Genomic DNA, 23,726 nt, shown 5'->3' with positions numbered 1-23,726 from the left:
GATGGCCAGCATTCCCCGCAGCGCATATGCCGAGATGTTCGGCCCCACCAGGGGCGACCGCATCCGCCTGGCCGACACGGAACTGTTCATCGAGATCGAGCATGACTATGCGATCTACGGCGAAGAGGTGAAATTCGGCGGCGGCAAGGTGATCCGCGACGGCATGGGCCAGTCGCAGCGTTGCGCGGCCGAAGTGATGGACACCGTCATCACGAATGCCGTCATCCTCGACCACTGGGGCATCGTCAAAGCCGACATCGGTCTGAAAAACGGCCTGATCTTCGGCATCGGCAAGGCGGGCAATCCGGATATCCAGCCCGGCGTGACCCTGGCCATCGGCGGCGCCACGGAAATCATCGCCGGCGAAGGCCTGATCGTCACGGCCGGCGGCGTAGACACCCACATTCACTTCATTTGCCCGCAGCAGATCGAGGAAGCCCTGATGAGCGGCGTGACCACCATGCTGGGCGGCGGCACGGGACCGGCCGTGGGCACGGCCGCCACCACCTGCACGCCGGGACCGTGGCACTTGCACGCCATGCTGGCGGCGGCCGACGCCTTTCCGATGAACCTGGGTTTCATGGGCAAGGGTAACGTCAGCCTGCCGCTGCCGCTGGAAGAACAGGTGCGCGCGGGTGCCATCGGCCTGAAACTGCACGAAGACTGGGGCAGCACACCGGCCGCCATCGACAATTGCCTGTCGGTGGCCGACCGCATGGATATCCAGGTGGCGCTGCACAGCGATACCCTCAACGAGGGCGGCTTCCTTGAGCACACCCTGGCCGCGTTCAAGGACCGCACCATCCACACGTTTCACACGGAAGGGGCGGGCGGCGGCCATGCGCCCGACATCATCGCCGCCGTGGGCCAGGCCAACGTGCTGCCTTCGTCGACCAATCCCACGCGCCCATTCACCGTCAACACGCTCGACGAACACCTGGACATGCTGATGGTGTGCCACCACCTGGACCCGGCGATTGCCGAAGACGTGGCGTTTGCCGAGTCGCGCATCCGCCGCGAAACCATCGCCGCGGAAGATATTTTGCACGACATCGGCGCCATCTCGATGATGTCGTCCGACTCGCAAGCGATGGGCAGAGTCGGCGAAGTGATCATGCGCACCTGGCAGACGGCGCACAAGATGAAGGTGCAGCGGGGACCGCTGGCGCCCGACACGGCGCGCAGCGACAATTTCCGCGCCAAGCGCTACATCGCCAAGTACACGATCAACTCGGCCATCACGCATGGCATTTCGCACGTGGTCGGGTCCATCGAGGCGGGCAAGATCGCCGACATCGTGCTGTGGAAGCCGGCCTTTTTCGGCGTCAAGCCGTCGATGATTTTAAAGGGCGGCATGATCGCGGCCGCGCAGATGGGCGACCCGAACGCGTCGATTCCCACGCCGCAGCCCGTGCACTACCGCATGATGTTCGGCGCCTTCGGCGGCGGCCTGAAAAAGTCGTTTACGTTTGTCTCGCAGGCGGCCTACGACCTCGATATCGGGCATCAGCTGAAACTGAATAAATCCGTCATCGCCGTGAAGAACATGCGCGGCTTGCGCAAGGCGGACATGATCCACAACAGCGCCACGCCGCACATGGAAGTGGACCCGGAAACCTACGCCGTGCGCGCCGACGGCCAGCTGCTCGTGTGCGAAGCGGCCGCCGTGCTGCCGATGGCGCAGCGCTATTTTCTATTTTAAGCGGGAGACAAGCATGCTGACTTTGCATACCAAACTGGGAGCGGACGATGACCGCGCGCCCTTCGCGCAACTCGTGCTGCCTTACGACCAGCGCGAAAAATGCCGGCTGCGCGCCGTACTGTCGAATGGCGACGACGTGGCCGTATTCACCGTGCGCGGCACGGTGCTGCGCGACGGCGAGCGCATGACGGGGCCTGATGGCCAGGTGGTGCGGATCGTCGCCGCGCGCGAACCGACCTATCTGGTGCGCTGCGAGGACGCGCATACCCTGCTACGCTGCGCTTTTCACTTGGGGAACCGCCACACGCAGGCGCAGGTGGGCGATGGCTTTTTGCGCATCCGCAAGGACGTGGTACTGAAGGAGATGCTGGAAGGCTTGCAGGCGAGCGTGACGGAAGAAAGCGCGCCGTTCGAACCGGAGGCGGGCGCGTATGGCGGCGGCCATGGCCACCACGACGGCCACGGCCAGCACTTGCTGGCGCCCGTGCCGCTGCGGCAGAAAATCCACCGTCCCGGCGATGTGCCAGGCGCTGCATGATGCAGGCGTCGGCCCTGCTGCACCTGCTGCAGTTCGCCAGCCCGGCCCTGCCGATCGGCGCCTACAGTTATTCGCAGGGGCTGGAAGCGGCGCTCGAATCCGGCCTGGTGCACGACGCGGCCACGGCGCGCGCGTGGATCGCCGAGCATCTGGCCCAGGTGGTGGCGCGCTGGGAAGCACCGCTGTGCTGGCGCTTGATGCAAGCGTTTGAAGAACAGGATTTGTGCGCCGTGCAGCGCTGGAGCGAGCGCTTCATCGCTTCGCGCGACACGGCGGAATTTCGCGCCGAGACCATCCAGATGGGATATTCATTGACCAAATTGCTGGCCGAGCTGGGCGTGGCCGATGGCGTGCTGATCGACATGTTGCAGGGTCAGCCCGAAGTGGCCCTGCCCACCGCGTATGCCTGCGCCGTGGCGGCGCTGGCCATTCCCCGCGAAGAGGCGCTGCTGGCCATGCTGTTCGCCTGGGCGGAAAACCAGGTGCTCGTCTGCGTGAAATCCGTGCCGCTGGGACAGGTGGCGGGTCAGCGTTTGCTGCTGTCGCTGCGTCCGGATCTGGAGGCGGCGGCGCTGACGGCGCAAACCTTACCAGACGACGAGATGGGCAACTGGGCGCCCGGCCTGTCGCTGCTGTCGATGCGGCACGAAGTGCAGTACAGCCGGCTGTACCGTTCCTGAAAATTTTATGAGAGAGCAAAAAATGACATCGATTACCTCCAATCCCCTGCGCGTGGGTATCGGCGGCCCCGTCGGATCGGGCAAGACTGCCCTGTGCGAAATGCTGTGCAAGGGCATGCGCGAGCGCTACGACATGGCCGTCATCACGAATGACATCTACACCAAGGAAGACATGGAAATCCTGCTGCGCGCGAATGCCTTGCCGGCCGAGCGCCTGATGGGCGTGGAGACGGGCGGCTGCCCGCACACGGCCATCCGCGAAGACGCGTCCATCAACCTGGAAGCGATCGCGCGCATGCAGGCAGATTTTCCGAATCTCGATTTGATCCTGGTCGAATCCGGCGGGGACAATCTGGCCGCCACCTTCAGCCCGGAATTGTCGGACCTGACGATTTACGTGATTGACGTGGCCGGTGGCGAAAAAATCCCGCGCAAGGGCGGGCCCGGCATCACGCGCTCCGACTTGTTGATCATTAACAAGACGGACCTGGCGCCATACGTGGGCGCCAACCTGGACATCATGGCGCAGGACGCCAAGCGCATGCGCGGCGAACGCCCGTTCGTATTTACCAACCTGCGCAGCGGCGACGGCGTGCAGGTCGTCATCGATTTTATCCGTGAGCAAGGTTTGCTCGATCAACCAGGCAAGGAGCTGCAATGACTGCAAGACTGATGACAAAAACGGCCGCCGTGGCTGCCCTGTGCCTGCTGGCTTTGCCGGCCATGGCCCACCCCGGTCATGGCGAGAGCGTGGGCTTCCTGGCCGGTTTCGCCCATCCGTTTACGGGCATCGACCATTTGCTGGCCATGCTGGGCGTGGGCATCTGGGGCGGCCAGCAGCGTCGCAGTCTGGGCCAGAGCGCCACGTTTCTCGGCATGATGCTGCTTGGCGCGCTGGCCGGCATGGTCGGATTGACGGTGCCCGGGCTGGAAACGGGCATCGCCGCCACGGTGGCGCTGGTGGGACTGGCCATCGCGCTGGCGCTGGCCTTGCCGAACTGGCTCGGCATGGGACTGGTGGGCCTGTTCGCCTTGGCACATGGCAATGCGCATGGCCAGGAATTGCCGGCCGCCTCGGCCGCCTGCGGCTTCATGCTGGCTTCGGCTATTCTGCTGGTCGCGGGACGGTTCACCGGCCAGGTACTGGCCGAGCGCATGCTGCGCGTGGCCGGCGTGGCCTTGACGGCCGCCGGCGTGGTGTTGATGGGACTTGCTTAATCGTTTAAGCGCCGGGGCGCTTGTCGGACAGCACGATGGGCGCCGCCTTTTCCGGGTGCAAGCCCTGATGGCCCGCATACACGGCGGCAATGGCGGCCATGTCGGCGTCCTTGTCGCCAGTCAGATATAAATGGTCGACGACGCCCAGCACCTTGTTCGGGTAGTCGATGTAGACCAGCAACAGCGGCACCTTGGCGGCCACGGCCAGGTGATAAAAGCCGCTTTTCCAGTTCGGACGGTAGCTGCGCGTCGCTTCCGGCGTGATGGCCAGCCAGTACCAGTCGGCGGCCAGCATGCGTTCCGCCTGGCGCTGGATCGTGCCGCTGGTGGTGCTGCGGTCGACGGGTTCGCCGCCCAGATAGCGCAGCACCTTGCCCATGGGGCCGCGGAACAGGGTATCCTTGGCCAGCCAGCGGAAGGGCAGGGACAGCGCCCATTTACCGAACAGGCCCACCATGAAATCCCAGTTGGACGTGTGCGGGTAGACGACGGCGATGCCGCGCGGCCCCGGCAGGGGGCGAAAGCGCAGGCGCCAGCCGAACAGCTGCAGCACGCGCAGCGCGCAGCGCTGGCGCCAGGTCGGCAAGTCGCCCGCTTGTACAAATAAATCGTCCATTGATACCCTTCAGTGACACTGTTCTTGATCGGATGGCGCTGGTGGCCATTTTCCTTGAAGCAAAATTCTGCGCAGGCATTCTATACGGGGCTGGCGATGGCGACAAGCAGCCGAGGCCGCTATTCATGCGGTGTCGGGGCGCTTGCTACCGCTATTTTAACGATGCTTGACCTCTGTGTCGGGCACTAAATGCGCACGATGTGGTCAAAACTTGATGCAGTGTTGATCCACTCGACAGGGAGCCATGGCATGAAAAACAGTATCGACGAGGTCAATGGGGAGAAGGTGCGAACGGACAAAGTGATGGCCGAGCTCGTTGAGCGGGGCGTTGCTTTCCATCACGCCCTGGGACGGACGGTGGCGACGGCCTATTTGCGCGAGCACGCGGTGCCGGTCGAAGTGATACGCCGTGTCTTCAGCAGCGTGCAGGCGCGCCGTCCGGCCCGGCCGGCACGGCGCCGATGGCGTTGAACTGAAGATAGGGGAACGGCGGCGTACATAAGGCCGAATAAAGTGAGGCGGCGGGCGCCGCGATCATCACGCAGTTAATGCGTTGGTATCGTTGCGCCCGCCGCCAGGGAGATGGGCAGCGCGGTGCCGCCCAAGGGGCTTGCAGGATGCCGTTCAGCTTGCCGTTCAGGCTGCTTAAGCCTGTGCCGCCAGTGCCGGGTAGTCCGTGTAGCCGCTCGCATCGGGTGCGTACAGGGTGTCCGGGTTCAGCGGATTCAAGGGCGCGTCGCTGTGCAGGCGTACAGGCAGGTCCGGGTTGGCGATGAACCACAGGCCAAAGGCCACGGCATCGGCTTCGCCTTTGGCCAGCAGGGTTGCGGCCGCTGTCTTGTCCATTTTTTCATTGGCAATGTAGACGCCGCCGAATTCCTGTTTCAGGTACGGGCCCAGGCGGTCTTCGCCCAGGGCTTCACGGGCGCAGATGAAGGCGATGCCGCGCTTGCCCAGTTCGCGGGCCACGTAGCCGAAGGTGGCGTGCGGGTCGGAATCGCCCATATCGTGCGCATCGCGGCGCGGCGCCAGGTGCATGCCGACCTTGTCCGCGCCCCATACTTCGATGCACGCGTCCGTCACTTCCAGCATCAAACGGGCGCGGTTTGCTATCGATCCGCCGTAGTTGTCGGTGCGCAAGTTGGTGCTGTCTTGCAGGAACTGGTCGAGCAGATAGCCATTCGCGCCGTGGATTTCCACGCCGTCGAAACCGGCTTTTTTCGCATTTTCCGCGCCAAGGCGGTAGGCCGCGACGATGCCGGGAATCTCTTCCGTGTCCAGCGCGCGCGGCGTGACGAATTCCTGTTTCGGGCGCAGCAGGCTCACATGACCGGCAGGCTTGACGGCGCTGGGCGCGACGGGCAAGTCGCCATCGAGGAAGACGGGCGCGGAAATGCGGCCCACATGCCACAGTTGCAGCACGATCAGGCCGCCCGCGTCATGCACGGCCTCGGTGATGTGTTTCCAGCCTTCCACCTGTTCCTCGGACCAGATGCCCGGCGTGTCGGCGTAGCCCACGCCTTGCGGCGTGACGGCCGTCGCTTCCGAGATGATCATGCCGGCCGAAGCGCGCTGCGTGTAGTACTCGGCCATCAGGGCGTTGGGCACGCGGCCCGGATTGCCGGCGCGCGAACGCGTCAGCGGCGCCATGATGATGCGGTTTTTCAGTTGCAGGCTGCCGATGGTGATGGGGTCGAATAAAGTTGCCATGATTGTTGTCTTTCCTGTCGAGAGTGCCGCGCGCGGCGATGTGGATGCTGTTACAAACCTTGCTGCATGTGGTCGAGAAAGGCCTGGATAGTGTCTTCATTGCGGCTGAAGAAGCTCCATTGGCCCACCTTGGTGGCTGAAATCAGGCCTGCTTTCTGCAAGCTGGCCAGGTGCGCCGACACCGTCGATTGCGACAGGTTCAGGCGCCGGTCGATCAGGCCGGCGCACACGCCCAGGTGCAGCGGGTGGTCCTGCTCCTGGAAATACTGTTCCGGCTCCTTCAGCCATTGCAAAATCTGCCTGCGCACCGGATTGGCCAGCGCCTTGTGGATGGCGTCGATATCCATGTTGTTTCTCCTCAATACATAATTCGCTTTTCAGCGATGTATATATCGTTTTTCCTAAATTCTAATATCGTGATTCTACGATATAAATGAAAAGCGTGCCGGCGGCGCGCGTTGTTGAAGGGTTCAGGCGGGAAGGGGATTGCGCTGCAGCACGGCCGGGCCTGTCAACACGATGCGCACCAGGTCCACCTGGCGCTGGGCGCCGGCCTTGGCGGTGGCGCTCTTGATTTGCGTGCGCGCCGTGTGGATGGAAATGCGCTGGCGTTCGGCGTATTCCTGCAGGGAGTAGCCGTTAACGAGCGCTTCCGTCAGGCGCGCCTCGGCCACCGTCATGCCATAGAAATTGCGCAGGGTGGCGGCCAGGGAGGTGATCAAGTCGCTGCTGTCGCTGAGGAAGACGGCGATGGCGCTGGCCGAGCCGAACGGGCTGTGCCAGGAGGGCAGGGGCGTGACGCGCAGGCGCAGCTGTTCGCCCGTCAAGCCGTTCAGGTTGAGTACGCCGCCGGGGCCGCCTGCCGCCGTCGTACCCGTTTGGGCCGCCTCGTGCAGCATGCGCCGCAGCGCGCCGTTGTCCGCTTCGCGCGGGCAATACAGGGGCGCGCCTTCGCGCAGTTGCAGCAACCGCGTCGAAGCCGTCATGGCCAGCGCCCGCTCGTTGGCGTACAGCAATTGCGACGTGGCGTCGAGCAACAGCACGCCAAACGGCAGCAATTCCAGCACCTGGGTGGAACTCCGGGACAGCACTTCCAGCCGGCGCAGCTTGCGCTGCAGGGCAAAGGCTGTTTGCAAATGCGGCATCAGGCTGCGGATCAGCGCCAGCTCGCCCGCCTCGTAGGCGCCCGCCTGCTCGCGGCGCACCACGGTGACATTGGTGGAGCGCTCGGCGCGCAATTCGACGATGGCTGCCGCCGTATAAAAGATGTCTTGCGGGCGCAGCCAGTCCGCCCAGTACTCGGTTTTCTTCAGGCAATGGTCGGGAAACAGCATGGAACCGGTGACGACGGCGCCTTCGCGGTGCAGGGTGGCGTCTTCCAGCCACACATTGCGCGCGCCGTAATAGCTGGCAAAGCTGGCCATGGCGTCCGATTCGAAGCCATACGTGGCGGACAGGCCGCTGCCCGGCAGCTGGACGTCGACCGAGCGGTTGCTGAAATCATTGGCCCAGATCAAACCCGCGTGCGATTTCAGTTGTTGCGCGAAGGCGGCGAGGAATTGCGACCAGGCGCCATGCCGTGTGGCAGCTTCATAGATCAGGGTAATCAGTGCCTGGCTGGCGACGGCGAGCGATGGCGTCATGGGCGATCCTCATGCGGCAAGCGGTGGACAAGATCGCGGGCGGCGTTTGCTGCGGCCGCCCGGCTTCCTTAACGCGATTCCAGCCAGCTTTTGCCACCGGAGGTGCACGTGCTGAGGCTGGCATACTGGCTGATATAGTTATAACCGCTGCCGCAGCCGCCTTCGCCGGATTTGACGGGGCCGTAGCAAGCACCTTCATAGCTGAGCTTACCACTGACAGTGGTGCTTTTGACACAGAAATTGTAATTGCTGGCCGTGGTGTTGTTGGGCAAGGTGGGGCCATTGTTTTGCCCGCAACCGAGTTCCTTGCTCACGCTGCGCGCGTAGTCGACCATTTTCTGGTAAGTGCCGCTGTAGTAGGCATCGGCCTTGGCTTTTTCTCCCTGCTTGCAGGCGGCGACCACGCTGTCGTAGCCGGAATCGGCCTGGGCGTAGTTGCCCGAGACCTGGATGCCGCAGGCGCTGGCCTGTTTGCGTTCCGTATCGCTGATCAGATTGCTGTACTGGCAAGTGGACGAAGTGCCGCCGCTGGCACTGGTGGAGCCGCTGCCCGAACTGGTGCCGTCGCTGCCGCCGCCACCGCAGGCGGACAGCATCAGGCAGCCGAGCAAAGTGACGGCAAAGGTGGTTGGATGTGCTTGCATGATTTCCCCTGTGGACTGTGACTTGCCACCATGTGTCTGGTGGTATCTTTTTTATTGCTACAAGGAATTGTATCGGGCATGTTTTTTGGAAACATCACCCATTTGGGGTATGCGCAGGCGGCAGGGAGCGAGGCAGGGCGGCCGGCTGGCCGCCCCGGCAGGGATCAGGCGAAGTGGAACAGCAGCAAGGCGATGACGGCAGGTACCGTTTGCAGGTAAAGGATGCGCGTCATGACGGTGGCCGCGCCCCACACGCCGGCCACGGCGATGCACGCCAGGCCGAACACGGTGAACGCATGGGCAATCGCCGCGTCCGGGTGAAAAAAGCCCAGCGCCAGCGCCGCCACGAGAAAGCCGTTGTAGCAACCCTGGTTCGACATGGCGGGACGCACGATCTCCGCCTTTTCCTTCGACAGGCCAAACACCTTGCGTCCGCGCGCATCGAACAAGACGGTTTCCAGCAGCACGATGTAGACGTGCAGCAGCAGGATAAGGGCGGTAAGGATTTGGGCCAGAAGTAGCATCATTGTTCCCGAGAGTGAATGGATGCAGCAATTATGCTGCCATTAGCATGTTTTTTGGCAACTTTCGACTGGAGCGGCCGCACTAGAAAAAATGTTCTGGCCGCAAGATTTTTCACCCAATGGTATACTTTTGCCTTTGCTCCTGTGGGGACGACCCCGCTCGATGTGGGGGCTGTATGGTGGGGACGACCCTGCCGCCTCGGGAGAAAAGTATGGCGTGGATCATTCTGGTATTGGCGGGCTTGCTGGAAATCGGCTGGGCCATCGGCCTCAAATACAGTGCCGGCTTTACCCGCCTCGTGCCATCCGTATTGACCGCCATTTCCATGCTGGGCAGCGTGGTGATGCTGGGTCTGGCCCTGCGCACCTTGCCGTTGGGCACGGCCTACGCCATCTGGACGGGCATCGGTACCGTCGGCACGGCCATCTTCGGCATCATGGTGCTGGGCGAACCGGCCAGCGCCGCGCGCATCGCCTGCATCGCCCTGATCGTGTCGGGCATCCTGGGCTTGAAACTGCTCAGCCCTCAATAAAGGATGCCAGCATGAGTCTTGCCATGACGTATTTCTACCTGGCCATCGCCATCATCGCCGAGGTGATCGCCACCAGCGCCTTGAAGGCGTCCGAGGGTTTCAGCCGATTGTGGCCCAGTGTCATCACCGTGGTCGGCTACAGCATCGCCTTCTGGTGCTTGTCCTTGACCTTGAAGGTCATTCCTACCGGTATTGTCTACGCAATCTGGTCCGGCGTGGGCATCGTGCTCATTTCCGCCGTCGGCTGGTTCTGGTTCAAGCAAAGCCTCGACACGCCGGCCCTGATCGGCCTGGGGCTGATCATTGCCGGCGTGCTCGTGATTAACCTGTTTTCAAAATCCGTCGGGCATTAATCAAAAGCTGCTGGCCACCCGCGCCAGGTAATACCACTCGGCATTGGCTTGCGCATTGACGTCCGGGAACAGGATGTAGGCGTCGAATTCGGCCGTCACGGGCGTGCCGTCCGCGCGCACGCCGATCTGGTCGCCCTGTTTGACCTTGTCAAAGCTGGACCAGGTCTTGATGAAGCGGTCGCCCGCATCGAGCTTGTCGTGCACGACGACCATGTTCAGCGCTTCCATGTCGGCATCGGCGATCGGATTCGGCTGCGGCGCATCGATGAAACCGAGGAAAGCCAGGGTGTTCATGATGGCGCGGTAGGCCACATCCGGCGCGGCCGGGTCCGCGTGCTGGCCGCATTCCAGGGTCAAGGCGTAGCCGCCCGTCGAGCGCATGTATTCCGTCGTGCCCACGCCATAGCGCAACACCATGCCGACCTGGTCGCTGCTGCCCAGACGGCGCTGTACGCCGGCGCCATACGTTTGCAGCCAGCCATCGACGAAGCGGCGCACGCCCAGGCGGCGCGCCAGCGCGCGTTCCTTGTCTTCATGTTGAAATGGTTGCAGCGGTCCATCGTTGTTGCGCGGACCCACCATGACGAAAGGCTGACTGTCCGCATTGAACGAGTGCAAGTCGAGCAGCACGTCGTGCTGGCCCAGCAGCGGGCACAGCCAGTTGGCGATGCGGTCTTCGAAATCCTGAGGATTGTCGTTCGGGAACAGGTTGCGGTTCAGGTTGCGGTCGCCGCTGCGCACGCCCTTGGCATAGGCCAGCGGGTTGGTGATGGGCACGAAGGTGACGCTGCCGGCCACGATGGAGAGGGCGCCGCTGTCGAGTTCAGCCATCGCGCGTTGAATACCCTTGGTGCCGCAGGTTTCATTGCCGTGCACGGCGCCGGTGACGATCAGGCGCGGGCCGCTGCCCTGGCCCGTGTAGTTGATGGACTTGAAGTGGAGTGCGCTGCTCATGCTGGACATATCCTATGCTGTTGCGGGAAGGGAAAGCGGGGTCGGCATATTTTAGCGGGATTCGCCGTGGACGCCTGTAAAAATGTGGCCATGGCAGCGTGTGGCGTGGCATGATCGGCGCCACCGTTGTTTTCCCTTGCCGATTCCATGCCGTCTTCTTCATCTTCTTTCCGCCTGTATGGCCTCGACACCTTGCGCGCGCTGGCCATCGTGCTTGTCTTCATGAACCATTATTTGCTGTTCGTCAGCGAGGGCGGGGCGTTTGGCTTCTGGGGAGAAATCGGCTGGGTGGGCGTGGACCTGTTCTTTGCCCTCAGCGGCTACCTGATCGGCAACCAGATCTTTGCGGCCTTGCGCAGCGAGCACGGCTTTTCCTTGCCGCGTTTCTATGCGCGGCGCTTCCTGCGCACCTTGCCCAGTTTTTATGCCGTGCTGGCCCTGTATTACCTGTGGCCCGCGTTTCGCGGCGATAGCGCGCTATTGCCTCTGTGGAAATTCCTGACCTTTACGCAAAACATCAACCTGACGCCGGGCACGGCGTTTTCCCATGCCTGGTCGCTGTGCGTGGAAGAGCAGTTCTATGTGCTGCTGCCGGCCGTGGCGCTGCTGATCGCCGCTTGCCGTAGGTCTCTGCTGTGGGCGTGGCTGGCCGTGGCCGCCAGCTTTATCGTCGGCATGCTGGTGCGCGCTTATCTGTGGGATGAGTATGTGCACCTGCCGCGCGGCGGCCTCGGTTATTACAAGTACATTTACTATGCCTCGTGGTGCCGCTTCGACGAACTGGTGGCGGGCGTGGCGCTCGCGCTGCTGAAAAGCCACCATCCGGCGGCCTGGTCGCGCCTGACGTCTTACGGCAACCGCAGCTTGCTGGCGGGAATCGTTGCTACGGCGCTGATGTTTTATGTGTTTCTCACCGACCACTACGGCTATGGGGTAACGGTGTTCGGCTATCCGGCTCTAGCGGCCAGCTTTACCTTGTTGCTGATCGCGGCGCTCAGTCCCGCCAGTGTCTTGTATCAGCTGCGCGTGCCGGGCGCGGCCAGCCTGGCTCTGTGGTCATATGCGATTTATTTGCTGCACAAGCAGTTGTGCATCCTGCTGCGTCCGATCTTGCAGGATATCGGTTACGGGCCGGATAGCCTGGGTGCCATGCTGGTGATGATTATGTTGAGCATTGCCACGGGCTGGCTCCTATATAGATTGGTGGAAACGCCATTCATGCGCCTGCGGGCGCGCTACGTTCCCGCCAATCACGTTTGATCTACATATCGATGACGTCCAGTCCCCGTGGCGTGCCGACCAGCAATTCCAGAATCGCATGCACGCGCAGATTCGTGTCTTCGTGCTCCGTGTTATAGATCAGGGCGCGCAGGCCAGGCACGGCTTCCGTGATGTGGTCGCTGGCGTAGGCATTGATCAATAACAAGACCAGGTCCGTGGCGCCCGCGCCGGGCTGGCGCCGCAGCCGGTCGTGGATCACGTTCAGCAGCGCGCGCTGCATGCGTGGCGTGGGATTGGTGATGTAGGCGAAGACGCTCGGCGTGTTGGCGATGGCCGCGCAGATGCGCCGTTCGATCTCGTCGGGCTTCACGTCGGAGGCGATATCGAAATACGCGGCTTCCCAGCGCGTGCGTGCGTAGGGATGATTGAGCGGGAAGGAGTCGGCCGTTTCAAAACCGCAGATGCGGCTCAGGGTTTTCAGCCAGGCTAATATAGTGGAGTTCATGCCGCGATTCTAGCGGCATTCAAGGCGCTGCGGGCTCCCTCTATATAAAGGGAGCTGACGCCCGGAGAACTGATTAAAGTTTCCTGTAAAACAGCCCTTGTCATTCTGGGAAAGCCTCTCTATAATGCTGGTCTTCGGGGCGGTTAGTTCAGCTGGTTAGAATACTTGGTCGACATCCAAGGGGTCGGGGATTCGAATTCCTCACCGCCCACCAGAATTTGGCAGTAGATGGTTTTAAAGGCGATTGCTGATGCAGTAATCGATAAAAAAGTTTTACGGGCGGTTAGTTCAGCTGGTTAGAATACTTGGTCGACATCCAAGGGGTCGGGGATTCGAATTCCTCACCGCCCACCAGAATGCAGTTAGAGAGAAAGGGTAAACCGGTTATGACACCGCGAACTACTACCAAGCTTTGGGAGTGACGCTAGTCGAACGGGTTTCCTTTGTCTCAAGAAAGTGAAAAACGCGGCTAGTCCGCGTTTTTTTGCGTCTGCGTTTTCCTTTCAGTTTTTCAGTCCACACCACATTGCAGTTTTACCTGGCGCCAGCGCCGATATGGAGATCAATATGCTTACAATCCGACTTCCCGATGGTTCCGCCCGTCAATTCGACGGCCCGGTCACCGTGGCCCAGGTTGCGGCCAATATTGGTACCGGCCTGGCCAAGGCTGCCCTGGCCGGCAAGGTCGACGGCAAGCTGGTCGACACCTCCTATCTGATCGGGCAAGACGCGGAACTGGCGATTGTGACGGACAAGGATGCCGATGGTCTGGAAGTGATCCGCCACTCGACGGCCCACTTGCTGGCGTATGCCGTCAAGGAATTGTTCCCGGATGCACAGGTGACCATCGGTCCCGTGATCGACAACGGCTTCTACTATGACTTCGCCTACAAGCGTCCGTTCACGCCGGAAGATCTGGTCGCGATCGAAAAGAAAATGGCCGAGCTGGCCAAGAAGGACGAGCAAGTCACGCGCAAGGTGGTCGCGCGCGACGAAGCCATCGAATACTTCAAGGGTATCGGCGAAGCCTACAAGGCTGAACTGATCGGCTCGATCCCGGCCGACCAGGAAGTGTCGCTGTATTCCGAAGGCAAGTTCACGGACTTGTGCCGCGGTCCTCATGTGCCGTCGACGGGCAAGCTGAAAGTGTTCAAGCTGATGAAGCTGGCCGGCGCCTACTGGCGCGGCGACTCGAAAAACGAGATGCTGCAGCGTATCTATGGCACGGCCTGGGCCAAGAAGGAAGATCAGGAACTGTACTTGCACAACCTGGAAGAGGCGGAAAAGCGCGATCACCGCAAATTGGGCAAGCAGCTCGATTTCTTCCATTTCCAGGAGGAAGCGCCGGGCTTGATTTTCTGGCACCCGAAAGGCTGGTCGATCTGGCAGCAGGTCGAGCAATACATGCGTAATGTGTATCAGGTCAACGGTTACCAGGAAGTCAAGGCGCCGCAAATTCTCGACCGTGGCCTGTGGGAAAAAACCGGTCACTGGGACAATTACCGCGAAAACATGTTCATCACGGAATCGGAAAATCGCGCCTATGCGCTCAAGCCGATGAATTGCCCTGGCCATATCCAGATTTTCAACAATGGCATGCGCAGCTACCGCGACTTGCCACTGCGCTACGGCGAGTTCGGCCAATGCCACCGCAACGAGCCGTCGGGTGCCTTGCACGGCATGATGCGCGTGCGCGGCTTTACGCAGGATGATGGTCACATTTTCTGCCTGGAAGAGCAGATCGCCGGCGAAGTGACGGCCTTCCACCAGCAGGCGATGGATGTGTACACGGCTTTCGGCTTCACGAATATCGATGTGAAACTGGCTTTGCGCCCCGATAACCGCATCGGCACGGAAGAGTCGTGGGATTTCGCCGAGGAATCCCTGCGTTCGGCCTTGCGCGCTTGCGGCGTGGAATGGACGGAATTGCCGGGCGAGGGTGCGTTCTACGGTCCGAAGATCGAGTATCACCTGAAGGACAGCCTGGGCCGCGCATGGCAAGTGGGCACCGTGCAGATCGACCCGTCGATGCCGGGCCGCCTGGGTGCCGAATACGTAGCCGTGGACAACACGCGCCAGGTGCCGATCATGCTGCACCGCGCGATCGTCGGTTCGCTGGAACGTTTTATCGGCATCCTGATCGAACACTATGCGGGCGCCATGCCCTTGTGGTTGTCGCCGGTGCAAGTGTCGGTGTTGAATATTTCCGACGCTCAAGCCGACTATGTACAGGAAGTTACAACAAAACTGCGCAAAGCGGGGCTGCGCGTACAGGCTGATTTGCGTAACGAGAAGATTACCTATAAAATACGTGAACATTCCGTACAAAAATTGCCTTACATCTTAGTAATTGGCGACAAAGAGCGGGATGCGAATACAGTGGCCGTGCGGGCGCGGGGCAATGTCGATCTGGGCGTCATGTCCGTCGATGCCCTGATTGAGCGACTCAAACATGAAGTCGACACCAAGGCCTGACGAGGAAACTCGCTGCACGACCGTCTTACAAGATTTTTAAAGGAAATTACAATAGCTACTGACAAGTCACATCGCATCAATGGCGAAATCACTGCCCCTGAAATGCGTTTAAGCGGGGTCGATAACGAGCCACTCGGTATCGTAAGTTTGGCTGAAGCCTTCCGCCTGGCGGAAGAGGCAAACGTCGACCTGGTGGAAATTGCGCCTACCGCGCAGCCACCGGTGTGCCGTTTGATGGACTACGGCAAATTTAAGTATTCGGAGCAAAAGAAAGCTCACGAAGCCAAATTGAAGCAAAAGATCATCCTCGTGAAGGAAGTCAAATTCCGTCCGGGGACTGATGATGGTGACTACAATATCAAGTTGCGTAATCTCATCAAGTTCCTCGAAGATGGCGATAAAACCAAGATCACCTTGCGTTTCCGCGGTCGTGAGATGGCGCATCAGGATATTGGCTTCCGTATGCTGGAACGTCTGAAAGCCGATCTGGAGCCGTATGGCCAGGTCGAGCAGTTCCCGAAGATGGAAGGTCGCCAAATGATCATGGTTCTTTCGCCTAAGAAGAAGAAGTAAGCTACAATAGCGTTTTACTGTGGATCGACGTGGTTTGTGCCTGCATGGGCGCGACACCAGATTCCAGGCAGAATTTGCGCGGCCCGGTCAGCAATGCCCGGGCCGCGTGAACTGTAGTGGACTCGCATCCGCTGCACAACATGTGAAAGCAGGCATCTAAGCGCAGCGTCGTGTTGCCACCTGCAATCCTGTTATAAATGGAGCTGTCCGTAAGAGGACAGATTGCTATGCCTAAAATGAAGACCAAAAGCTCCGCGAAAAAACGTTTTCGCGTGCGTCCAGGTGGAACAGTCAAGTCGGGTCACGCGTTCAAACGCCACATCCTGACCAAGAAAACCACCAAAAACAAACGTCAGTTGCGCGGTACCCGTAACATCAACGCATCGGATGTCACATCCGTCATGCGCATGATGCCGACTGCTTAATCTCACACTCAATTTAAGGAGTTACTATGCCTAGAGTAAAACGTGGGGTTACAGCTCGTGCCCGTCATAAGAAGATTCTTGTTCAAGCTAAAGGCTACCGTGGTCGCCGCAGCCGTGTATACCGTGTTGCCAAGCAAGCAGTTATGCGCGCTGGCCAATACGCTTACCGCGATCGCCGCAACAAGAAGCGCGTTTTCCGCCGCCTGTGGATCGCTCGTATCAACGCCGCTTCCCGTGAGCATGGCGTAACGTACAGCGTATTCATGAACGGCTTGAAAAAAGCAAATATCGAACTGGACCGTAAAGTCCTGGCCGATATGGCTGTGATGGACAAGCCAGCATTCGCTGCGATTGTCAACGCAGTTAAAGCAAAAATCGCTGCGTAAGCATCGGTCATTGCACAACGTCATCCGTAGGGTGACGTTATAAAGAGCGGGGCAGGGGTTTTAACACCTTATGCCCCGTTTCCGTTTTTGATTGTTGGGTTCTAGATTACTAAATCCAGGATTGATTTCCAAAACAGGAAAAGCCGCATGAACTCCCTAGAAGAACTCGTCGTCTCGGCCCAGGCTGACTTTATCGCCGCCGCAGACGCTGCCGCACTTGAAAACGCCAAAGCCCGCTACCTGGGCAAGACTGGCCAGATTACTGAAATGATGAAGGGCCTGGGCAAACTGGATCCGGACGCGCGCAAGGCGCAAGGCGCCCTGATCAACGCCGTCAAAGTGCAGATCGAAGACGCGCTGACGGCGCGCCGTGATGCATTGGCCGATGCCCAGATGCAAGGTCGTCTGAACGCCGAAGCGATCGACGTGACCCTGCCAGGCCGTGGCCGCATGCCCGGCGGCATCCATCCAGTGATGCGCACGTGGGAACGTGTCGAGGAAATCTTCCGTTCCATCGGTTTCGACGTGGCCGACGGCCCCGAAATCGAGAACGACTGGACCAACTTCACGGCGCTCAACAGCCCGGAAAACCATCCAGCCCGTTCCATGCAAGACACCTTCTACATCGATGGCAACGACACCGATGGCAAGCCCTTGCTGCTGCGCACGCACACGAGCCCGATGCAGGTGCGTTATGCGCGCACGCACACGCCGCCGATCAAGGTCATCGCGCCGGGCCGCACCTACCGCGTCGACAGCGACGCCACCCATTCGCCGATGTTCCACCAGGTCGAAGGCCTGTGGATCGCCGAAGACATCAGCTTTGCCGACCTGAAGGGCGTGTACCTGAACTTCGTCAAGGCCTTCTTTGAAACGGACGACCTGCAAGTGCGCTTCCGCCCGTCGTACTTCCCGTTCACGGAACCGTCGGCCGAGATCGACATCGCCTTTGGCTCCGGTCCCTTGAAGGGCCGCTGGCTGGAAGTGTCGGGCGCCGGCCAGGTACATCCGACCGTGGTGAAAAACTTCGGCCTCGATCCCGAGAAATTCATCGGTTTTGCTTTCGGCTCCGGCCTGGAACGCTTGACGATGCTGCGCTACGGCATCAACGACCTGCGCCTGTTTTATGAAGGCGACTTGCGTTTCCTGAAGCAGTTCAACTAAGCATTGTTCCGTTTGATTCATGGCGCTTGAGCGCCTGTGCGCTCGCGCTGTGAGCTTTGACCCTTTGAAGGCTTGATTATGCAATTTTCCGAAAACTGGCTCCGTACCATGGTCGATCCGAAGATGACTTCGGACGAACTGGCCCATCTGCTGACCATGTCCGGTCTCGAAGTCGAGGACGTCGATCCTGTCGCGCCCCCGTTCTCGAACGTGGTGGTGGGCCTGGTCCTGGAGATGGAAAAACATCCGAATGCGGACCGCCTGAATGTATGCCAGGTCGATGTCGGCACGGGCACCATGCTCAACATCGTTTGCGGCGCGCCGAACGTGCGTCCTGGCTTGAAAGTCGTCTGCGCCATGGCCGGCGCCGTGCTGCCGCCTGGCGCCGATGGCAAGCCGTTTGAAATCAAGGTGGGCCAGCTGCGCGGTGTCGAGTCGCAAGGCATGCTGTGCTCCGCGCGCGAATTGAAATTGTCGGAAGAAAACGCCGGCCTGATGGAATTACCGGACGACGCGCCGATCGGCCAGAATTTCCGTGATTACTTTGCGCTCAACGACTTGAAATTCACCATCAAGTTGACGCCGAACAAGGCAGACTGCCTGTCCGTGCTGGGCGTGGCGCGCGAAGTATCTGCACTCACGGGCGTGCCCCTGAATGCGCCGCAATTCCGTACCGTACCGGTTTCCAGCGATGAAATCCTGCCCGTGAAAGTCAGCGCGCCGGACCTGTGCGGCCGTTTCACGGGCCGCGTCATCCGCGGCTTGAATGCCAAGGCGGCCACGCCGGACTGGATGAAGCAGCGCCTCGAGCGCAGCGGCCAGCGTCCGCTGTCGGCCCTGGTGGATATTTCCAACTATGTCATGCTGGAACTGGGCCGTCCTAGCCACGTGTTTGACCTGGCCAAGATCCATGGCAGCCTCGACGTGCGTTGGGGCAAGGCGGGCGAATCCGTCAAGCTGTTGAATGGCAACACCATCGCCGTCGACGAGTGGATCGGCGTCATTGCCGACGAGCAGGAAATCGAATCGCTGGCCGGCATCATGGGCGGCGACGCCAGTTCCGTGTCGGACGATACGGACAGCATCTACCTGGAAGCGGCATTCTGGTGGCCAAACGCCATTCAAGGCCGCGCGCGCCGTCTGAATTTCTCGACCGATGCGGCGCACCGCTTCGAGCGCGGCGTCGATTTCGCCACCAACGTCGAGCACATCGAGCGCATCACGGCCCTGATCGTGGAAATCTGCGGCACGCCAGCGACCACCGTCGGCCCCGTCGACGATCACGTGGTGAACTTGCCGCAACGCCAGCCCGTGTCGATGCGCACGGCGCGCGCGCAAAAAGTCATCGGCGTGCCGCTCAATGATGAGCTGATCGCCGATATCTTCACGCGCCTTGCTCTGCCATTCACTTTGCTTGATGGCGTGTTTTCCGTGACGTCGCCCAGCTACCGTTTCGACATCGAGATCGAGGAAGATCTGATCGAGGAAGTGGCGCGCGTGTACGGCTTTGAAAACATCCCGACCTTGCCGCCCGTGGCCGCGAACGTGATGCAGATTGCACCGGAAAATACCCGCTCCTTGTTTGCGGTACGTCATGAGCTGGCCGACCTGGGCTTCCAGGAAGTGGTTAACATGAGCTTTGTCGATACGGCATGGGAGCGCGATTTCTCGGGTAACACGAACCCGATCAAATTGCAGAACCCGATCGCCAGCCAGATGAGCGTGATGCGTTCCTCGCTGATCGGCAGCCTGATCGCGAACGTGCGTTACAACCTGAACCGCAAGACGAACCGCGTGCGCATCTTCGAAGTGGGCGCCATCTACCAGCGCGACGACAGCGTGGAAAACGGCCCGTTGTCGGTGGCTGGCTACGCCCAGCCGAAGCGCGTGGCCGCCATGGCCTACGGCGCGGTCGCCGACGAGCAGTGGGGCCAGCCTGCACGCACGGTCGACTTCTTCGACGTGAAGGCGGACCTGGAAGCGCTGTTCGCGCCGCTGGTCTTGCGTTTCACCAAGGCGGAACACCCGGCCCTGCATCCGGGCCGTTCGGCCAACGTGGAACTCGATGGCAAGGTCATCGGTTTCATCGGCGAATTGCACCCGCGCTGGATGCAAAAGTACGACTTGCCGCTGGCGCCCGTGCTGTTTGAAGTCGACGCCGCTGCCTTGACGCAACGCATCGTGCCCGCGTACCAGGAAATCTCGAAATTCCCTGGCGCCAGCCGCGACTTGGCCGTGGTCGTCAAGCAATCGGTGGCGGTGCAGGATCTGCTCGACAGCTTCCACGCCGCAGCCAAGGCAAGCCCGGCAGCGCGTATCGTGCAAGCCATTGTTTTATTTGATGAATATCGTGGAAAAGGTCTGGAAGCGGATGAAAAAAGCCTTGCTTTCCGGATTAGCTTGCAAGATACTCAAAACACCCTGCAAGACGATGTCGTCGATGGCCTGATGGCTGTCCTGATCGATGCCGCCAAGCAGGGCCACGACGCGAAACTGCGTTCGTAATTACCGGACTGGCCGTCGCCTTGCGTGACGGCCTTTCCGTCGTCAACAGTAGACGAGCTTGCCATATGGCGGGCTCGGGCGCACAGAAAAGGCAGGGCAGGAAAATTAATAACAGCGACGTTGATTCCGCCGTACTGCAGTCCGCACTGGCCGCAGATCTGCATCGGGCCATGCTGGTTGCCAAAGTGCGCCAGGAAGCGGAAAAAGATTTACCCACCTTGACCAAGGCGGAACTGGCCGAACTGTTGTTCGAGCAAGTGGGCCTGAACAAGCGCGAAGCGAAGGATATGGTCGAGACGTTCTTTGACGAAATCCGCAACGCGCTCGAGCGTGGCGAGGCCGTCAAGCTGTCCGGTTTCGGCAATTTCCAGTTGCGCGACAAGCCGCAGCGGCCGGGCCGCAACCCGAAGACGGGCGAAGAGATTCCCATCACGGCGCGCCGTGTCGTGACCTTCCATGCGAGCCAGAAGCTGAAAAGCATGGTCGAAGAGACCAGTCCGCTGGCACGTGCTGCCTGAGTGAGTGGCGATGAACGAGCGCATCAGTAAAACCGAGTTGATCGCCTTGCCGCCCATTCCGGCGAAACGCTATTTCACGATCGGCGAAGTGAGCGAGTTGTGCGGCGTCAAACCGCACGTATTGCGCTACTGGGAGCAGGAGTTTTCCCAGCTCAAACCGGTCAAACGACGTGGTAACCGCCGTTATTACCAGCACCACGAGGTGCTGCTGATACGCCGCATCCGCGAATTGCTGTATGAGCAGGGCTTTACCATCAGCGGCGCGCGCAACAAGCTCGACAGTCGTGGCGCCTCGCATGCCATCGCCGACGAGCTGCCTGTACTGCCGGCCATGCCCGTCGTGCCGCAGGAAGCGCCGCTGGACCGCGCGTGGATACGCCATGAATTAATTGCGATTTTAAACTTGCTAAAATAAGATTTGTACCAATATAGGTGGGGTTGTCCGGCCGCGGTTGACCAAGTTGACTATACTGCATGGGTGCTCCGTCCTGGCGCTGACGCTACCGTACGGCACGCCATATTTTGAATATAATGTTAATGTTGCGTTTTTGTTAGTGACGCTGAACCGGAGCAGCGTTCAGGTTCCGGTAGTCTTTCCCAGGCCAGGAAAATTTAAGGGGAAACAATGATACGCGTTGCCATTTGTGATGATCACCAAATAGTACGAGCTGGATTCAAACAGATTTTTTCGTCGTCAAGCGACTTCAGTGTGGTGGCGGAAGCCGGTACCGGGCGCGAAGCGCTCGATATCGCCCGCCGCGAAATTTGCGATGTATTGCTGCTCGATATAGCCATGCCCGATCAGAGCGGCATCGATACCTTGCGCACGATCCGCCAGGGCCAGCCGGAATTGCCCGTGCTGATCCTCAGCGGCTATCCCGCGCAGCAGTATGCGCTGAACCTGTTCAAGATGGGCGCGAATGGCTATCTGAACAAGGAATGCGAAGCCGACGAGTTGATGACGGCCGTGCGCACCGTATTCCAGGGGCGCCGCTACGTCAGTTCCACCGTCGGTGAATTGCTGGCGCAATCGTTCGACCGCGACACGAATGCCGCCTTGCATACGGAATTGTCGGACCGCGAGTTCCAGGTCTTCCTGCGCCTGGCGCGCGGCGCCACGGTGTCCGATATCGGCGTGGCCTTGTCGCTGAGCATCAAGACGGTGAGTACTTACCGTACGCGCATCATGGAAAAAATGGGCTTGCAATCGAACAGCGACTTGACCTATTACGCAATGAAAAACAATTTGCTTGACTAGCGTTGCGGTGCGATCATGGAAACATGATCGCTCAGCCCGCTGGCCAGCACGACTTGTGCAGTGCAGCAGTTTGTGGCGAGGACTATAATTGGCCGGCGCCGGCGCTCTCTCCCGCGCCGAACCTTGCTAAGGATGCACATCAGGATGTATTTCACCGCTGAACCGGCCCCGAATCACCGCCTGCCCCTCTACAAGACGATCCTGTGCGTGACGTGCGCCTTGCTGCTTGTACTCAATGGTTTCAGTCTCTATCATAATCTGCAGTCGCTGAAGGGCACGAACGCCTTGCTCAGCCAGAGCGCCCGCGTGGCGGACCGCCTGCAGTATTTGAACGTGCTCGTGCTCGATGCGGAAAGCAGCTTGCGCGGCTATTTCATTTCCGGCTCCGAAACCTATCTGGGGCCGTCGAAGACGGCCACCACCGAAATCGAAAACGAATTCAACGAGTTGCAAACCTTGCTCGCGGGCAGTCCCACCCAGCTGAAAAACCTGGGCCAGCTGAAAACCTTGATCCGTCGCAAGATGTCGATGCTGCAAGAGTCGATCGAGGTCTACAAGCAGGGCGGGTTGGCCGAGATCGTCAACATTTCCCGTGTCACCGATGACCGCGCCACCATGGACGAGATCCGCCTGCAGGTGGTGATCATGACGCGCGAACAGAATGAAGCGCTGTCGTCCGGCAGCGCCGCCTTCTACCATGAGTACCAGAAAGCCGTGCTGCTCGGCATCGGCATCAATGCCCTGGCCATTCTCGTGCTGATCATGTTTTACCAGCTGGTGCGGCGCAGTTTCCAGAACCGCGCGGCCGTCGAGTATGCATTGCAAAATGCCAACGACAACCTGGAATCGACGGTCAGCAAGCGTACGGAGCAGTTATCCGTGCTGTCGCGCCATTTGATCAGCGTCAATGAAGTGGAAAAGGCACGCCTGGCGCGCGAATTGCACGATGAGCTGGGCGCCAACCTGACCTCGATCAGCATGGACCTGGGCGCCGTCACGCAGCAACTGGCGCACACGCAGCCGGAACTGGCCACGCAGTTGCGCCGCGCCAAGGCCACCTTGCTGGAAACGGTGGAACTGAAGCGCCGCATCGTGGAAGACCTGCGCCCCAGCCTGCTGGACAATCTGGGCCTGTGCGCCGCCATCGAAAGCTATTGCGAGGATTTTACGCGCATGAGTTCGGTGCGCTGCGAAACGGACGTGGCCATCAATATCGACAACCGCGAAGCCACCCTGACGATTGCCCTGTTCCGTATCGTGCAGGAATCGCTGACGAATATCATGAAATATGCGCGCGCCGGCATGGTCAGCGTGACCTTGAAACGCAACGAACACGGCCTGGTGCTGCGCGTGATCGACGACGGCATCGGCATCACGGAAGACGCGCTGCAAAAACCCATGTCGCACGGCTTGCTGGGCATGCGCGAGCGGGCTTTGTTGCTGGGCGGCACCCTCACCGTGCGCCAGGGACCGGAAGGCAAGGGGACCTGCGTGGAAGCCGTGATTCCTTTGCCGCTGACGCCGGAACCGGAAGACATCGATGCGGATATCGAAGCGTAATTTTCTTTGAGATAAAAAAAT

The 23,726-nt window shown here is 60.3% G+C and carries 27 protein-coding genes and 2 tRNA genes; 21 read left to right on the top strand and 8 right to left on the bottom strand.

The features are described from left to right. Position 1 precedes the first annotated feature (1 nt). The 5 genes from ureC to FG13_RS08190 are packed head-to-tail and all read left to right on the top strand — an operon-like array spanning position 2 to position 4,138. Positions 2-1,702 (top strand): urease subunit alpha, encoded by a 1,701-nt coding sequence (ureC, locus tag FG13_RS08210; RefSeq protein ID WP_035819978.1) that lies wholly within the window; start codon positions 2-4, stop codon positions 1,700-1,702. Between the two features lie 13 nt (positions 1,703-1,715). Next, a complete protein-coding gene (gene ureE, locus FG13_RS08205; RefSeq protein ID WP_035819976.1) occupies positions 1,716-2,240 on the top strand; it encodes an urease accessory protein UreE in 525 nt (174 codons plus the stop codon). Beyond that, complete coding sequence (locus tag FG13_RS08200) at positions 2,240-2,920, top strand: urease accessory protein UreF (RefSeq protein WP_035827641.1); 681 nt, start codon at positions 2,240-2,242, stop codon at positions 2,918-2,920. The genes ureE and FG13_RS08200 overlap by 1 nt, the downstream gene beginning before the upstream one ends. 22 nt (positions 2,921-2,942) lie before the next feature. Then, positions 2,943-3,581 carry an urease accessory protein UreG gene (gene ureG / locus FG13_RS08195; protein WP_035819975.1) on the top strand — a complete coding sequence of 213 codons (639 nt, stop codon included), beginning with the start codon at positions 2,943-2,945 and terminating at the stop codon, positions 3,579-3,581. Beyond that, a complete protein-coding gene (locus FG13_RS08190; RefSeq protein WP_235211696.1) occupies positions 3,578-4,138 on the top strand; it encodes a HupE/UreJ family protein in 561 nt (186 codons plus the stop codon). Before ureG ends, FG13_RS08190 begins: the two co-directional genes overlap by 4 nt. 4 nt (positions 4,139-4,142) lie before the next feature. On the opposite strand, the gene FG13_RS08185 is transcribed toward FG13_RS08190, so the two are convergent. Further along, complete coding sequence (locus FG13_RS08185; RefSeq protein WP_035819971.1) at positions 4,143-4,754, bottom strand: 1-acyl-sn-glycerol-3-phosphate acyltransferase; 612 nt, start codon at positions 4,752-4,754, stop codon at positions 4,143-4,145. Between the two features lie 249 nt (positions 4,755-5,003). Between FG13_RS08185 and FG13_RS08180 the strand changes: the two genes are divergently transcribed. After that, complete coding sequence (locus FG13_RS08180; RefSeq protein WP_099378736.1) at positions 5,004-5,225, top strand: hypothetical protein; 222 nt, start codon at positions 5,004-5,006, stop codon at positions 5,223-5,225. 174 nt (positions 5,226-5,399) lie between these two features. Here FG13_RS08180 and FG13_RS08175 read toward each other — a convergent pair whose 3' ends face one another. From FG13_RS08175 to FG13_RS08155, 5 genes are all read right to left on the bottom strand, one after another. Beyond that, positions 5,400-6,464: an alkene reductase gene (locus FG13_RS08175; RefSeq protein WP_035819967.1), complete on the bottom strand. Its 1,065-nt coding sequence runs from the start codon at positions 6,462-6,464 to the stop codon at positions 5,400-5,402. Positions 6,465-6,514: 50 nt separating this feature from the next. Further along, positions 6,515-6,811: an ArsR/SmtB family transcription factor gene (locus FG13_RS08170; protein WP_035819965.1), complete on the bottom strand. Its 297-nt coding sequence runs from the start codon at positions 6,809-6,811 to the stop codon at positions 6,515-6,517. A gap of 123 nt (positions 6,812-6,934) precedes the next feature. After that, positions 6,935-8,107 carry a helix-turn-helix transcriptional regulator gene (locus tag FG13_RS08165; protein WP_035819963.1) on the bottom strand — a complete coding sequence of 391 codons (1,173 nt, stop codon included), beginning with the start codon at positions 8,105-8,107 and terminating at the stop codon, positions 6,935-6,937. Between the two features lie 68 nt (positions 8,108-8,175). After that, a complete protein-coding gene (locus tag FG13_RS08160) occupies positions 8,176-8,751 on the bottom strand; it encodes a hypothetical protein (RefSeq protein ID WP_035819961.1) in 576 nt (191 codons plus the stop codon). Between the two features lie 164 nt (positions 8,752-8,915). Further along, on the bottom strand, positions 8,916-9,278 hold the full coding sequence (locus FG13_RS08155; protein WP_035819959.1) for a DUF1304 domain-containing protein: 363 nt from the start codon (positions 9,276-9,278) through the stop codon (positions 8,916-8,918). A 209-nt stretch (positions 9,279-9,487) separates the two neighbouring features. On the opposite strand from FG13_RS08155, the gene sugE reads away from it, so the two are divergent. Together sugE and FG13_RS08145 are read left to right on the top strand one after the other, a co-directional pair. Continuing rightward, complete coding sequence (gene sugE, locus FG13_RS08150; protein WP_034783172.1) at positions 9,488-9,808, top strand: quaternary ammonium compound efflux SMR transporter SugE; 321 nt, start codon at positions 9,488-9,490, stop codon at positions 9,806-9,808. 23 nt (positions 9,809-9,831) lie between these two features. Beyond that, positions 9,832-10,161 carry an SMR family transporter gene (locus FG13_RS08145; RefSeq protein WP_070217979.1) on the top strand — a complete coding sequence of 110 codons (330 nt, stop codon included), beginning with the start codon at positions 9,832-9,834 and terminating at the stop codon, positions 10,159-10,161. Here the strand turns inward: FG13_RS08145 and FG13_RS08140 are convergent, their stop codons facing one another. Further along, on the bottom strand, positions 10,162-11,124 hold the full coding sequence (locus FG13_RS08140) for a succinylglutamate desuccinylase/aspartoacylase domain-containing protein (RefSeq protein WP_081922484.1): 963 nt from the start codon (positions 11,122-11,124) through the stop codon (positions 10,162-10,164). 138 nt (positions 11,125-11,262) lie between these two features. On the opposite strand from FG13_RS08140, the gene FG13_RS08135 reads away from it, so the two are divergent. Continuing rightward, on the top strand, positions 11,263-12,375 hold the full coding sequence (locus FG13_RS08135; protein WP_035827639.1) for an acyltransferase family protein: 1,113 nt from the start codon (positions 11,263-11,265) through the stop codon (positions 12,373-12,375). 1 nt (position 12,376) lies between these two features. On the opposite strand, the gene FG13_RS08130 is transcribed toward FG13_RS08135, so the two are convergent. After that, the gene (locus FG13_RS08130) at positions 12,377-12,841 is read right to left on the bottom strand and encodes a hypothetical protein (RefSeq protein WP_035819956.1); all 465 of its coding nucleotides are present in this window, start codon (positions 12,839-12,841) and stop codon (positions 12,377-12,379) included. 137 nt (positions 12,842-12,978) lie between these two features. Between FG13_RS08130 and FG13_RS08125 the strand changes: the two genes are divergently transcribed. The 12 genes from FG13_RS08125 to FG13_RS08075 all read left to right on the top strand — a co-directional run bounded on the left by FG13_RS08125 (position 12,979) and on the right by FG13_RS08075 (position 23,705). Further along, positions 12,979-13,055: transfer RNA gene (locus FG13_RS08125), tRNA-Val, on the top strand. A gap of 63 nt (positions 13,056-13,118) precedes the next feature. Next, positions 13,119-13,195, top strand: a tRNA-Val gene (locus tag FG13_RS08120). A gap of 213 nt (positions 13,196-13,408) precedes the next feature. Further along, positions 13,409-15,316 carry a threonine--tRNA ligase gene (gene thrS / locus FG13_RS08115; RefSeq protein ID WP_035827637.1) on the top strand — a complete coding sequence of 636 codons (1,908 nt, stop codon included), beginning with the start codon at positions 13,409-13,411 and terminating at the stop codon, positions 15,314-15,316. 12 nt (positions 15,317-15,328) lie between these two features. Further along, positions 15,329-15,889 (top strand): translation initiation factor IF-3, encoded by a 561-nt coding sequence (gene infC, locus FG13_RS08110; protein ID WP_205711303.1) that lies wholly within the window; start codon positions 15,329-15,331, stop codon positions 15,887-15,889. Between the two features lie 227 nt (positions 15,890-16,116). After that, positions 16,117-16,314: a 50S ribosomal protein L35 gene (gene rpmI, locus FG13_RS29360; RefSeq protein WP_038493025.1), complete on the top strand. Its 198-nt coding sequence runs from the start codon at positions 16,117-16,119 to the stop codon at positions 16,312-16,314. Positions 16,315-16,340: 26 nt separating this feature from the next. Next, positions 16,341-16,700: a 50S ribosomal protein L20 gene (gene rplT / locus FG13_RS08105; protein WP_010399214.1), complete on the top strand. Its 360-nt coding sequence runs from the start codon at positions 16,341-16,343 to the stop codon at positions 16,698-16,700. A 147-nt stretch (positions 16,701-16,847) separates the two neighbouring features. Continuing rightward, positions 16,848-17,864: a phenylalanine--tRNA ligase subunit alpha gene (gene pheS, locus FG13_RS08100; protein ID WP_034751917.1), complete on the top strand. Its 1,017-nt coding sequence runs from the start codon at positions 16,848-16,850 to the stop codon at positions 17,862-17,864. Positions 17,865-17,942: 78 nt separating this feature from the next. Beyond that, positions 17,943-20,369 (top strand): phenylalanine--tRNA ligase subunit beta, encoded by a 2,427-nt coding sequence (pheT, locus tag FG13_RS08095; RefSeq protein ID WP_035819954.1) that lies wholly within the window; start codon positions 17,943-17,945, stop codon positions 20,367-20,369. A gap of 170 nt (positions 20,370-20,539) precedes the next feature. Next, on the top strand, positions 20,540-20,887 hold the full coding sequence (locus tag FG13_RS08090) for an integration host factor subunit alpha (RefSeq protein WP_010399205.1): 348 nt from the start codon (positions 20,540-20,542) through the stop codon (positions 20,885-20,887). Positions 20,888-20,897: 10 nt separating this feature from the next. Continuing rightward, positions 20,898-21,302, top strand: coding sequence for a MerR family transcriptional regulator (locus FG13_RS08085; RefSeq protein WP_035819952.1), 405 nt, complete (start codon positions 20,898-20,900; stop codon positions 21,300-21,302). A gap of 210 nt (positions 21,303-21,512) precedes the next feature. Continuing rightward, on the top strand, positions 21,513-22,145 hold the full coding sequence (locus tag FG13_RS08080; protein ID WP_034783185.1) for a response regulator: 633 nt from the start codon (positions 21,513-21,515) through the stop codon (positions 22,143-22,145). 144 nt (positions 22,146-22,289) lie between these two features. Further along, positions 22,290-23,705, top strand: a complete 1,416-nt coding sequence (locus FG13_RS08075) for a sensor histidine kinase (protein ID WP_035819949.1) — start codon at positions 22,290-22,292, stop codon at positions 23,703-23,705. The last annotated feature ends 21 nt before the right edge of the window (positions 23,706-23,726 follow it).

The sequence above is a fragment of the Janthinobacterium sp. RA13 genome (assembly GCF_000745325.1).
Lineage (GTDB): Bacteria > Pseudomonadota > Gammaproteobacteria > Burkholderiales > Burkholderiaceae_D > Janthinobacterium > Janthinobacterium rivuli.
Note: the sequence above shows the minus strand (reverse complement) of the source record. Positions and strands in the feature narration are given on the sequence as shown.